This window comes from Streptomyces asoensis, assembly GCF_013085465.1.
Taxonomy (GTDB): domain Bacteria; phylum Actinomycetota; class Actinomycetes; order Streptomycetales; family Streptomycetaceae; genus Streptomyces; species Streptomyces cacaoi_A.
Genome location: NZ_CP049838.1, coordinates 5,422,633 through 5,434,629, shown reverse-complemented (window position 1 = coordinate 5,434,629; position 11,997 = coordinate 5,422,633). Strand labels below are relative to the sequence as shown.

Below are 11,997 nucleotides of genomic sequence, written 5' to 3'. Positions count from 1 at the left end.
CGAACAGACCATGGGCCGGTCAAGGATGTCCAAGACCGGCCCAAGCCGACGACCTGTCGGGGGTCTACAGGAACGAGTTGATCTCGATCGTCTCGTCCCGGCCCGGGCCCACGCCGATCGCGGAGATCGGGGCGCCGGACATCTCCTCCAGCGCCTTGACGTACGCCTGGGCGTTCTTCGGCAGGTCGGAGAAGGACTTCGCCTTGGTGATGTCCTCGGACCAGCCGGGCAGGGTCTCGTAGATCGGCTTCGCGTGGTGGAAGTCGCTCTGCGAGTACGGGAGTTCCTCGACGCGCTTGCCGTCGATCTCGTAGGCCACGCAGACCGGGATCTGCTCCCAGCCGGTCAGGACGTCGAGCTTCGTCAGGAAGAAGTCCGTCAGGCCGTTCACGCGGGTCGCGTAGCGGGCGATGACCGCGTCGAACCAGCCGCAGCGGCGGTCACGACCGGTCGTCACGCCCCGCTCGCCGCCGATGCGGCGCAGCGCCTCGCCGTCCTCGTCGAACAGCTCGGTCGGGAACGGGCCCGAGCCGACGCGGGTCGTGTAGGCCTTCAGGATGCCGATGACCCGGCTGATCTTCGTCGGGCCCACGCCCGCGCCCGTGCAGGCGCCGCCCGCGGTCGGGTTCGACGAGGTGACGAAGGGATACGTGCCGTGGTCGATGTCGAGGAGCGTGCCCTGACCGCCCTCGAAGAGGACGACCTTGTTCGCCTCCAGCGCCTGGTTGAGGAGCAGAACCGTGTCGGTGACGTACGGAGCGAGCTTCTCCGCGTAACCCAGCAGCTCCTCGACGACCTGGTCCACGGCGATCGCGCGGCGGTTGTACAGCTTGGTGAGCAGCTGGTTCTTGCCGTCGAGCGCCGCCTCGACCTTCTGGGTGAGGATCGACTCGTCGTACAGGTCCTGGACCCGGATGCCGACCCGGTTGATCTTGTCGGCGTAGGTCGGGCCGATACCGCGGCCGGTGGTGCCGATCTTGCGCTTTCCGAGGAAGCGTTCCGTCACCTTGTCGACAGTGACGTTGTACGGGGTGATGATGTGCGCGTTGCCGCTGATCAGCAGCTTCGACGTGTCGACGCCGCGCTCGTTCAGACCGCTCAGCTCGGAGAGCAGGACCGACGGGTCGACAACGACACCGTTACCGATGACCGGCGTACAGCCGGGTGACAGAATTCCCGAAGGGAGCAGGTGGAGTGCGTACTTCTGGTCGCCCACGACGACCGTGTGGCCGGCGTTGTTGCCGCCCTGGTAACGCACTACGTAATCCACCGAGCCACCGAGAAGGTCGGTGGCCTTTCCCTTGCCTTCGTCACCCCACTGAGCACCGAGCAGCACAAGTGCGGGCACGCGCGTACACCCCTTCCGGGTGGGGCATGTCCAAGGCCAGGGGCGTACGCGGTGGCTCTTTCCACCGCGTGCACCGCGTGCACCGCGACCGTCGTCGGTCGCCGCTTGTCGGACCCGGATGCCCCGGAATAGACCAAGCCCCTGGCGCAATAGCGCAAGGGGCTCTTGCACAAAGATGCTACCCGAGGAAGCGAGGCAGGACCGAGGTGGCGACTTTCGCGACGTCCGATCAGCTGCTGGTGATCATCGATCCGGTCGCCCGGCGCACGGACGGGGAGTCCGTACGAATCGCGAAAGACGTGCTCAGCGCGGGTGCGGCGCGTACGAAGGTGTGTCTCCCCGAGGACCCGGAGGAATTCGCCCGGGTGCTGGCCCGGCGGGGCTCGCGGCGGCCGGTGGTCGTCGGCGACGACCGCGCGCTGATGCGGACGGTGACCCTGCTGCACCGACAGCGGGCCCTGGCCGAAACCGTGCTGTCGGTGGTGCCGGTGGGTGCCGCCCTGGGCGTCGCGCACGCCCTGGGGGTGCCCACGGGGGCGGTGGCGGCGGCCCGGGCCGTCCTGGACGGCGCCGAGCGGCGTCTGGACGTACTGGTGGACGACAGCGACGGGGTGGTGCTGGGCGCGCTGCGGATCCCGCCGGTGCCGCTCGCCCCGCAGCCGGAGCCGACCGTGGCGGAGGCCGGGCTCGCGCAGGGCGGCGGCCACCCCTGGCTGCGGACCTACCAGTCCCTCTTCCGGACGCTGGTGCCGTCACGGCCGACGCGGCTCTCCGCCGCCCCGGCCCCGCCCGGCCCGGCCCGGCTGCGGATCGAGGTCGACGGGGTGACGCTGGTCGACCTCGACCAGCCGGTGGAGGCGGTGTCGGTGACCCCGGGGCCCTCCGGCACGGCGATCGTGCAGGTACGGCCGCTGTCCCTGGGCGCGGTGGCGGTGCCCCTGGAGGCGCGGGGGCGGACGGTGACCGTCTCGGGCGCGGACTTCCGCTACCGGGCGGACGCGGCGGTCGCGGGGCCGGTACGCGTGCGCACCTGGACGGTGCGCGAGGGGGCGCTGGGGCTGATGCTGCCGGGGCGGTGAGTCAGGCCTGCCCGTTGTCCTTCGGGGCCCCGAAAGAGGTGGCGTCGGCTCATGGCCGTCGGTCGACTACAGCCTCGTCGCCGGATTCGTCCTTCAGGGCCACCCCCGACCGCCCCAGCTCCCGCGCCCCGGCCAGCAGCGCCACCAGCTTCCCCGCCGCCGTCTCGTAGTCCAGGCCCAGGGGCGGGCGGATGTTGGACAGGCAGTTGCGGTCGGCGTCGGTGGTGACACCCGGCACGGGCCGGTGGGTCAGGTACGCACCCAGCGAGTCCGCCGCCGACATGCCGGGGCGTTCGCCGACGAGGAGCACCACGGCCGTGGCGGCCATGGTGTGCGCGATGTCGTCGCCGAGGGCCACCCGGGCCTGTTCGGCGAGGACGACGGGCGCCACCCGGGTGCCGGACGGCAGCCGCGCGGTCGTCGCCCGGATCATCGCCGCCGCGTGCTCGTGCACCGCCTGGCTGGAGAGTCCGTCGGCGACCACGAAGACGACGTCCCACTCGCCGGTGGGCAGATGGGCCCGGTCGACGGGGTTCAGCCGGCGGCCCAGGTCTGGGCGCTGGAGGTAGGTGAGGCGGTCGGGGGCGGCGCTGCGCACCCGGACCACCGAGGTGCCGGTCAGCCGCGCGGCCACCGCGTCCGGGTCGAACGGCGAGTGCACCGCGTCCCGGGCGGCGGCGTGCGCGGCCTGGAGCTCCAGGCGGTGCCGGGTGGGCAGGGCGGAACCGGCCCGGCCCAGACCGATACGGGCCTGGGTGCGCAGGCGCAGGGACGCCCACAACTCGCCCTGACCGTCGGGGGCCTGACTGTCGGCTGTCTGACTGCGGGCTGTCTGACTGCGGGCTGCCTGGCTGATGGTCATGCGGCGAGCTCCCGTCCGGTGGCGCGGCCGGCGGTGTGTCCGTCGGTCCCGGTGGTGGCGATCCCCGTCAGCGGGTGGGTCGTTCCGGACAGCTCGCGGATGCCGCCGCGCGGGTCCAGCAACCCGATCGAATCCAGCCACGCCTCGAACTCCGGCGCCGGGCGCAGCCCCAGCACCTCCCGCAGGTACAACGCGTCGTGGTACGAGGCCGACTGGTAGTTGAGCATGATGTCGTCGCCGCCCGGGGTGCAGATCACGAAGGAGGCCCCGGCCACGCCGAGCATCGTCAGCATCGTGGCGATGTCGTCGTCATCGGCGTCGGCGTGGTTGGTGTAGCAGATGTCCAGGCCCATGGGCAGGCCGAGCAGCTTGCCGCAGAAGTGGTCCTCGAGGGCGGCGCGCAGGATCTGCCGGCCGTCGTAGAGGTACTCCGGGCCGATGAAGCCGACGACCGTGTTCACCAGCAGCGGGTCGTAGCGGCGGGCGACCGCGTACGCCCGCGCCTCGACCGTCTGCTGGTCGACCCCGTGGTGCGCGCCGGCGGAGAGGGCGCTGCCCTGCCCGGTCTCGAAGTACATGACGTTCCGGCCGACCGTCCCCCGCTCCAGGGCCAGCGCCGCCTCGTACGCCTCGTCGAGCAGGCCGAGGGTGACCCCGAAGGAGGCGTTCGCCGCCTGGGTGCCGGCGATGGACTGGAAGACGAGGTCGACGGGGGCGCCCCGCTCCATCAGGTCCACGCTGGTGGTGACGTGGCACAGCACGCAGGACTGGGTGGGTATCGCGTACCGCCCGATCACCCCGTCGAGCAGTTCCAGCAGGTCCCGTACGGCCTTCGGGCTGTCGGTGGCCGGGTTGATGCCGATCACCGCGTCGCCGGAGCCGAGCAGGAGGCCGTCGAGGAGGGCGGCCGCGACGCCCGCCGGGTCGTCGGTCGGGTGGTTGGGCTGGAGCCGGGTGGCCAGTCGGCCCGGCAGCCCGATGGTCGAGCGGAACGCGGTCACCACCCGTACCTTCCGGGCCACCGTCACGAGATCTGCGTTCCCCATGAGCTTGGAGACGGCGGCCGCCATCTCCGGGGTGAGTCCGGGCGCCAGCGCGGCCAGCGTCACCGCGTCCGCCGCCTCCGACAGCAGCCACTCCCGCAGCTCCCCGACCGTCATCGACGCCACCGGCGCGAAGGCGGCCGGATCGTGGGTGTCGAGGACGAGCCGGGTGACGTCGTCGTCCTCGTAGGGGATCAGCGGCCGGGTCAGGAAGTCGGTCAGCGGCACCTCCGCCAGCGCCCAGCGCGCCGCGACCCGCTGTCGGGCGTCCTGCGCCGCGAGACCGGCCAGGCGGTCGCCGGAGCGTTCGGGGCTCGCGGCGGCGAGCAGCCGGGCGAGCGAGTCGAAGCGGTACCGCTCGCCGCCGAGGGTGGAGGTGTAGGCGCTCATGGCGGCGACCGTACGAGGCGCGTGTTGCGACCAGATTTCTAAAGGTCTGGTTGACAAGCATTTAACGTCCCGACACCCTTGACCGACTCATTCGGGCTGAAGAGTTCCGGTCCAGCACACCAGCGGACGACCAGGAGAGGGGCCACCCCGATGGCAGTGGACGAGGGCGTCGCCTCAGCGGCGGACACAGCGGCGAAGTCAGGCGAGGAAGGGCCCGTTCACCGGCTCAAGCCCAACGCCATCGGCCTGCTCGGGGTGGTCTTCATGGCCGTCGCGACGGCCGCGCCGATCACCGCGATGACCGGCAACGTGCCCTTCATGGTGTCGTCGGGCAACGGCATCGGTGCCCCGGCGAGCTACCTCGTCGCAATGGTCGTCCTGGCGATCTTTTCCGTCGGCTTCACCTCGATGGCGAAGCACATCACCTCGACGGGCGCCTTCTACGGCTTCATCTCCTACGGCCTCGGCCGTTCGGTCGGGCTCGCCTCGGGGCTGCTCGCGACCTTCGCGTACGTGGTGTTCGAGCCGGCGCTGATCGGCATCTTCTCGACCTTCGCCACCACCACCCTCAACGACCAGACGGGCCTCGACATCCCCTGGTGGGCGTTCGCGGTGCTGATGCTCGCCGTCAACGCGACGGGCACCTGGTTCGGCGTCTCCGTCGCCGAGAAACTGCTCGTCGTCCTGCTCGCCACCGAGGTGACGATCCTCGCGGCGATGGCGATCTCGGTCGCCTTCCACGGCGGCGGCCCGGACGGCTTCAGCATCGACCCGGTCAACCCGGTCAACGCCTTCAAGGGGACCAGCGCGGGCCTCGGGCTCTTCTTCGCCTTCTGGTCCTGGGTCGGCTTCGAGTCGACGGCGATGTACGGCGAGGAGTCGCGCAACCCGAAGAAGATCATCCCCAAGGCCACGATGATCTCGGTGCTGGGCGTCGGCGTCTTCTACGTGTTCGTCTCCTGGATGGCCATCACGGGCACCGGACAGTCGTCGGCCGTGAAGGTCGCCACCGACAACCCGCTCGGCCTGTTCTTCAACCCCACAGAGCGGTACGTCGGCCACTGGGCCGTCGACGTCATGCAGTGGCTGATGATCACCGGTTCGCTGGCCTGCGGCATGGCCTTCCACAACTGCGCCGCCCGCTACATGTACGCCCTGGGCCGCGAGGGCGTCCTGCCCTCCCTGAAGAACACCGTCGGCCGCACCCACGCCCGGCACGGCTCCCCGCACATCGCGGGCCTGGTCCAGACCGTCGTCTCGGCCGTCCTGATCGGCGCGTTCTGGGCGGCGGGCAAGGACCCGTACACCGGTACGTACGTGCTGCTCGCGATCCTCGGCACGATGGCGATCCTGGTGGTGCAGGCGGTGTGCTCGTTCGCCGTGCTGGTCTACTTCCGCTCCCACCACCCCGAGAGCCGGCACTGGTTCAGGACGTTCGCCGCCCCGCTCGTCGGCGGCGTCGCGATGCTCGCCGTGGTCACGCTGCTGGTGTCCAACATGGGGGTCGCGGCGGGGCCGGAGTCGGGTTCGCTGGTGCTGAAGGCGACGCCGTGGCTGGTCGCGCTGATCGCGGTGGCCGGCGTGGGCTACGCCCAGTACCTCAAGCGGCGGGACCCGTCCCGCTACCAGCTGCTGGGGCGGACGGTGCTGGAGGAGACGAAGGAGCGCTAGCGAGTGCTAGCCCTCCCCGAACACCGTGGCCCGGTGAACGCGCCAGCGTTCCATCATGGCCGAGATCTCGCCGTCGACGAACTCGAAGAAGGCGAGCGTCTCGGCCATGCGGCGTCCGGCGGGGGTGTCGCCGCCGAGGCTGGTGACGCCCTCGCGCAGCGCGCCCTCCCACCGCTTGAGCACGGTCTCGCGATTGGTGAGAGCCTCGTACCACTGGTTGCTGTGCACCCGGTAGCGCTCGCGCCGTGAACCGGGCTCGCGCTCCCGCGAGACCATGTGCTGCTGGGCCAGGTAACGCACCGCGCCGGACACCGCCGCGGGACTGATCCGCAGCTGGTCGCCCAGCTCGGCGGAGGTCATCGCGCCCTCGTCCGAGGAGAGGAGCGCGGCGAAGACCCGGGCGGGCATCCGCTGCATTCCGGCCTCGACGAGCTGCGCCGCGAAGGACTCGACGAACCGCGACACGGCATCGGCGTCCCGGTGACCACCGGCTTCTTCCCGCTCGACCCGTTCGTCCGCCATGGCCTCATCCTAACGTCGGTTCACCGTCTTCCTTAACTTCACAAATTTCTGAAAGAAGCGTACGTTCTGAAGCATGACGAAGGCCATCTCGGTGTCCGGACTGCACAAGTCCTTCGGCCGCGCCCACGCTCTGGACGGCCTCGACCTGGAGGTCGAGACCGGTGAGGTGCACGGCTTCCTCGGCCCCAACGGCGCCGGCAAGTCCACCACCATCCGCGTCCTGCTCGGCCTGCTGCGCGCCGACTCCGGCGCCGCGCAGGTCCTCGGCCGCGACCCATGGACCGACGCGGTCGAGGCACACCGCCGCATCGCGTACGTCCCGGGCGACGTGACCCTGTGGCGCAACCTCTCCGGCGGCGAGGTCATCGACCTGTACGGCCGGCTGCGCGGCGGCCTGGACCCGGCCCGCCGGGCCGACCTGATCGACCGCTTCGAACTGGACCCCACCAAGAAGGGCCGTACGTACTCGAAGGGCAACCGCCAGAAGGTCGCCCTGGTGGCCGCGTTCGCCTCGGACGTCGACCTGCTGATCCTGGACGAGCCGACCTCGGGCCTGGACCCCCTGATGGAGGAGGTCTTCCAGCGCTGTGTGCGGGAGGAACGGGACCGCGGCCGGACGGTCCTGCTGTCCTCCCACATCCTCAGCGAGGTCGAGGAGCTGTGCGACCGCGTCAGCATCATCCGCAAGGGCCGCACGGTGGAGACGGGCTCACTGGCCGACCTGCGCCACCTGACGAGGACGAGCGTGACGGCCGAACTCGCCCACTCCCCCAACGGGTTGGCCCACCTGCCGGGTGTGCACGACCTCGACGTACAGGGAAAGCACGTGAGGCTGCACGTCGACACCGACAAACTCGACGCGGTGCTGAGGTCGTTGGCGGACTCGGGCGTGCGGTCGCTGAGGTCGACGCCACCGACGCTGGAGGAGCTGTTCCTGCGGCACTACCAGGAAGAGGCGGCGAGGTGACCGCCCTGCCCGCCCTGCCCGCCCTGCCCGCCCTCGCGGGACGGCAGTTCGCCGGGACCGGCGTCCTGCTGCGCTTCGCACTCCGCCGCGACCGGGTGCTGATCCCCGTCTGGGTGGCCGTGAACACCCTGATGGTCCTCTCCATGCCGAACACCCTCAAGGGCCTCTACGGCACCCCGGCCGACCGTGCCGACCTGCTGCGGCAGCTGGAGACCAACGCCTCCCTGCGGGCCCTGATCGGCCCGGTCTTCGACGACTCGCTCGGCGCGCTGACGGCCTGGCGGGTGGGCGTGTACGCGGCCGCGCTCGCCGCCGTGACGAGCCTGCTGGTCGTCGTACGGCACACCCGCGACGAGGAGGAGAGCGGCCGCCAGGAACTCGTCGCGTCCGGCATGGTCGGCCGCCGCGCCTCCCTGACGGCGGCCCTGCTCGCGGCGGGCGTCGCCAACGCCGTCCTGGCCCTGCTGGTGACGGCGGGCCTGGCGGGCCAGGGAGCGGCGGGGGCGCTGGCCTTCGGCCTCGGTCTCGCCGGGGTGGGCATGCTGTTCGCGACCATGGCCGCGATCGTCGCGCAGCTCACCGAGAGCGCACGGCTGGCCCGGGGCCTGACGGCCGCCGCCCTGGGCGTCGCATTCGTCCTGCGGGCGGCGGGGGACTCGGCGACCGATGGGGGCACCTCCGTGCTGACCTGGCTGTCACCGCTGGGCTGGCTGGAGAACCTGCGGGCGTTCGCGGACGAGCGGTGGTGGGTGCTGCCGCTGTTCGCGGCGGCGGTCGTGGCGCAGGGCGCGCTGGCGTACGGGCTGGCCGGCCGCCGGGACGTGGGCATGAGCTTCCTGCCCACCCTCCCGGGCCCGGCGACGGGCCGGCTGGGTACGGCCTCCGCGCTGGCCTGGCGGCTGCAACGGGGCGGTGTGCTGGGCTGGAGCGTCGGCTTCCTCCTCGCGGGGGTGGTGTACGGCGGGCTCACGGAGGGCGCGGCCGACCTGGTCGCCGACAACGACAAGGCCCGCGAGGTCTTCGAGCGGATGGGCGGCCGGTCGGACCTGACGGACGCGTTCCTCGCCTCGATGATCGGCATGCTCGGCCTGATCGCGGCCCTGTACGTCGTGTCGTCCGTGCTCCGGCTGCACGGCGAGGAGACGTCGGGCCGCGCGGAACCGGTCCTGGCGAACGCGGTGGGCCGACTGCGCTGGGCGGCCGGTCACCTCCTGATCGCCTTCGGCGGCGCGACCCTGATCATGCTCCTGGCCGGGCTGGGCTTCGCGGCGGGCTACGGCGAGGAGGTCCTGCCGATCCTGGGCGCCTGTCTGGTACAGATCCCGGCGATCTGGCTGGTCGGCGGCCTGGCCGTCCTGCTGTACGGGACGGCCCCGCGTCTGGCGCCGGCCGCGTGGGGTGTGGCGGGCGCGATCCTGCTCATCGGCTGGATCGGCCCGGCGCTGGACGCCCCGCAGGCCGTCCTGGACCTGTCGCCCTTCGGCCACCTGCCGAAGCTGCCGGGCGGCGGGATGGAGTGGGGGCCGGTGCTGGTGCTCTCCGGTGCGTCGGCGGCTCTGGTGGCCGCGGGGCTCGCGGCGCTGCGACGGCGGGACATGTCGACCTAGGGCGCCGGTGGGCCGGGTTCACCATGGCGGTAAGGGCACGGGGGCCGCACGAAAACCGGGAGGCGCCGCGTGGGCGCCTCCCGGTCGAAGTCGACGGCGAGGAAAGCGAAGGAACTTGTTTCATTGCAGGAAATTGAGAAGGAAGCCCCTTCATGGCCTCGCCGTGGGCAACGCTAGCAGTCAGCCCGGGATCAGGTCGCGCAGATTTTCGAGGGTGATGATCCGGGAGTCCGGGTGCAGTCCCTCGGGCCGTTCGAGACCGATGTACGTCACGGGCTCGTCCGGGACCGGCTCGCCGTCCCACAGCTCGACGTCCGTGGTGTCGCCGCACATCAGGTCGATCAGATACCACACCGTCAGCTGCTCGCGCTCCACGATGGCGCGCACCGCCTTGGACACCGACACCTGGTTCTCCTCGACCCGGTTGGCCGACGAGATGCCCTTCAGATACAGGTGCAGCCACTTCGCGCGCCACCGGCCGTCGGCCTCGCGCCGGAACACCAGCGGCAGCGCCACCCGCCCCGCCCCGCGAAGCTCCGACTTCATCCGCACCGTGCGCGGCTCGAACGGCCGGCCCCTCTGATCACCGTCGCGCAGCATGAAACCGAAGAACGACTCCTCGACCTCCTCGAAGCTCTCACCGGCGAAGATGTTGACCTGCGGAACGATGAACGAGCTGCGTACCCGGTCCAGGGACAGGTTGATGAACTCCGAGGCCCCCTCGGGCGCCTCGGTGACATCACCCGAGTGCCTGCCCCCGACACCCCTGAGGGAGGTGTAGGAGAGCCAGGAGTCGGTCCTGTAGTCGGCGTGCAGGAGCAGCGCCGAGAGGTCGAAGTCGGTCCGGCGCTCGGTCTCCTTCCAGTACACGAAGAAGCGCAGCTGTTCGCCGTCGACCGCGGAGACGGAGCCCCGGGGCAGCACGCCGAGCCCGGCCGCGGTCGCCCTGCCGCTGAGCGGGAGCGCCACGTCGAGGATGTCGGGGTCGACGAGCAGCCGCCCCGGCGCCGGAAGCCTGCGGCGCAGCTCGGCGTCGAGGGCGGCGATCAGACGATCGCGGTCGGCGGCCGGTACGGACGGCCGGTGGTCGGGGGTCACCCAGGCGCGGCCCAGGCGGTTGACGAAGATACGGGGTTCGTCGGTCTCCCGCTCCCGGTTGTGGAAGTGCTCGCGGACCGAGAGCACGACCCGGCCGGAGACCTCGGGGGCGACCCGCACGGCGGCGGCCACCACCGCGTCCCGCTGCTCCTGATCGGCGGCGATACGCAGCAGGAGGTCCAGGGCACGGAACAGCTTGCCGGGAGCGGACTCCAGCAGCCGCACCGCACCGAGGACGTCGAACTCGTCGAGCAGCTTCTCGGCACGGCTGTCGAAGGACCGCGCCTCCTTCTCGCCCCGCGCCACGGCGAACACGTCGGCGGCGTGCGGCCAGCGCGGGTACTCGTGCGGGTGGAGACGCTCACCGAGCCGCTTGAAAGGCTCGCGGTACGCGTGCACATCGGCGAGCTTTGCGGGGTTCGCCGCCACCACGGCGTCGAGGCCCGCGAGCAGCGCACGGCGGGCCGGCCGCGAGAGCGCCCGGAACCGGGTCGGCTCCGTCAGCGTCACGTCGCCGCCCGACAACGCGCAGGCCAGCCGCAGCACATCGACGACGGTGTCGAGCAGCAGGTCCGCGCCGACGGCGAGACGGGCCTCGTTGACGACCGCCCGGTTCTCCCGGACCGGGATCGACTCCGGCTGGGGGCCGAGCGCGCACCGCTCGGCGAGGACCTTGAGATCGCGCAGGTGCTCCTCGCCCAGGGGCGTCGTGCTGCCCGCCAGGGCCAGGTACAGGTCGGTGAGTTCGTCGTCCAGGTCCCGCCCGAGGTGCAGGACGGTCACCCGGTCGCCCGCCGAGGCGATCAGCTCGTCCTGCGCCGCGAGCATCTCCTCGTAGGTGTGCTGGTAGCGGCCGTACGTGGGGAGGCTGAGCAGGTCCAGCACCCCGTGTGCCAGCTGCGTCAGCACGTTCTCGCGCGCCTTGTCGTCGCCGAGCGCCTGCGTCACACACCGCATCCAGAACTCTTCGGTGTCCGGCACGTTCGCCGGGAAGTCGATGAAGTACGCGTTGTGCCGGACGTGGTCGCCCACCATCTCGCTCACGGTGCGCAGCGTCCGCCGGGCGGTGTGCGCGACCGCGTCCTCGGACAGCCCCGACAGCCGTTCCAGCAGCTCCGCCGAGAGCTTGAAGCCCACGGACGTCAGCGCCGCGTCGAACTGCCGCGCGGCGGTGGCTCCTTGCCCGGCGGAGCCCTTCGGGGAGGGAAGGCGGTGGGTGTGCCGGATGACCAGCGGTTCGAGACTGTGCGCCATCCGGGGATGATCGCAGAGGCGCGCGAGCAGACGCACGGGAGTTTTCTGCGCGCGGCCTGGCCCGGACCCGTCCGTGGGCAGCCCGCCCGGACCCGTGGGCGGCCGACACGGACCCGTGAATGGCCCGGGTGGGGAACCCGTGGCGGCCGGCGCGCG

The 11,997-nt window shown here is 71.5% G+C and carries 9 protein-coding genes; 4 read left to right on the top strand and 5 right to left on the bottom strand.

Features of this window, described 5'->3' with window-relative positions:
* Positions 1–64: 64 nt before the first annotated feature.
* On the bottom strand, positions 65–1,348 hold the full coding sequence (locus G9272_RS24310) for an adenylosuccinate synthase (protein ID WP_171398521.1): 1,284 nt from the start codon (positions 1,346–1,348) through the stop codon (positions 65–67).
* 206 nt (positions 1,349–1,554) lie between these two features.
* On the opposite strand from G9272_RS24310, the gene G9272_RS24305 reads away from it, so the two are divergent.
* Entirely contained in the window at positions 1,555–2,427 is an 873-nt protein-coding gene (locus G9272_RS24305) for a diacylglycerol kinase family protein (RefSeq protein ID WP_171398520.1), read from the top strand.
* 49 nt (positions 2,428–2,476) lie between these two features.
* Here G9272_RS24305 and eutC read toward each other — a convergent pair whose 3' ends face one another.
* Together eutC and G9272_RS24295 are read right to left on the bottom strand one after the other, a co-directional pair.
* On the bottom strand, positions 2,477–3,289 hold the full coding sequence (gene eutC, locus G9272_RS24300) for an ethanolamine ammonia-lyase subunit EutC (protein WP_253267925.1): 813 nt from the start codon (positions 3,287–3,289) through the stop codon (positions 2,477–2,479).
* Positions 3,286–4,722, bottom strand: coding sequence for an ethanolamine ammonia-lyase subunit EutB (locus G9272_RS24295; protein WP_171398519.1), 1,437 nt, complete (start codon positions 4,720–4,722; stop codon positions 3,286–3,288). Before G9272_RS24295 ends, eutC begins: the two co-directional genes overlap by 4 nt.
* 150 nt (positions 4,723–4,872) lie before the next feature.
* Between G9272_RS24295 and G9272_RS24290 the strand changes: the two genes are divergently transcribed.
* Positions 4,873–6,393 carry an APC family permease gene (locus G9272_RS24290; RefSeq protein ID WP_171398518.1) on the top strand — a complete coding sequence of 507 codons (1,521 nt, stop codon included), beginning with the start codon at positions 4,873–4,875 and terminating at the stop codon, positions 6,391–6,393.
* A gap of 6 nt (positions 6,394–6,399) precedes the next feature.
* Here G9272_RS24290 and G9272_RS24285 read toward each other — a convergent pair whose 3' ends face one another.
* A complete protein-coding gene (locus G9272_RS24285) occupies positions 6,400–6,915 on the bottom strand; it encodes a GbsR/MarR family transcriptional regulator (protein ID WP_171398517.1) in 516 nt (171 codons plus the stop codon).
* A 73-nt stretch (positions 6,916–6,988) separates the two neighbouring features.
* On the opposite strand from G9272_RS24285, the gene G9272_RS24280 reads away from it, so the two are divergent.
* Together G9272_RS24280 and G9272_RS24275 are read left to right on the top strand one after the other, a co-directional pair.
* Positions 6,989–7,882, top strand: coding sequence for an ABC transporter ATP-binding protein (locus tag G9272_RS24280; RefSeq protein WP_171398516.1), 894 nt, complete (start codon positions 6,989–6,991; stop codon positions 7,880–7,882).
* The gene (locus G9272_RS24275; protein ID WP_253267924.1) at positions 7,879–9,489 is read left to right on the top strand and encodes an ABC transporter permease; all 1,611 of its coding nucleotides are present in this window, start codon (positions 7,879–7,881) and stop codon (positions 9,487–9,489) included. Before G9272_RS24280 ends, G9272_RS24275 begins: the two co-directional genes overlap by 4 nt.
* 180 nt (positions 9,490–9,669) lie before the next feature.
* On the opposite strand, the gene G9272_RS24270 is transcribed toward G9272_RS24275, so the two are convergent.
* Positions 9,670–11,841, bottom strand: coding sequence for a TerD family protein (locus G9272_RS24270; protein ID WP_171398515.1), 2,172 nt, complete (start codon positions 11,839–11,841; stop codon positions 9,670–9,672).
* Positions 11,842–11,997: the final 156 nt, after the last annotated feature.

What these genes read in the sequence shown, in the direction of transcription:
- G9272_RS24280 (WP_171398516.1), top strand. Translation starts at nt 6,989, where the DNA reads ATGACGAAGGCCATCTCGGTGTCCGGACTGCACAAGTCCTTCGGCCGC.
- G9272_RS24295 (WP_171398519.1), bottom strand. Translation starts at nt 4,722, where the DNA reads ATGAGCGCCTACACCTCCACCCTCGGCGGCGAGCGGTACCGCTTCGAC.
- G9272_RS24290 (WP_171398518.1), top strand. Translation starts at nt 4,873, where the DNA reads ATGGCAGTGGACGAGGGCGTCGCCTCAGCGGCGGACACAGCGGCGAAG.
- G9272_RS24285 (WP_171398517.1), bottom strand. Translation starts at nt 6,915, where the DNA reads ATGGCGGACGAACGGGTCGAGCGGGAAGAAGCCGGTGGTCACCGGGAC.
- eutC (WP_253267925.1), bottom strand. Translation starts at nt 3,289, where the DNA reads ATGACCATCAGCCAGGCAGCCCGCAGTCAGACAGCCCGCAGTCAGACA.
- G9272_RS24270 (WP_171398515.1), bottom strand. Translation starts at nt 11,841, where the DNA reads ATGGCGCACAGTCTCGAACCGCTGGTCATCCGGCACACCCACCGCCTT.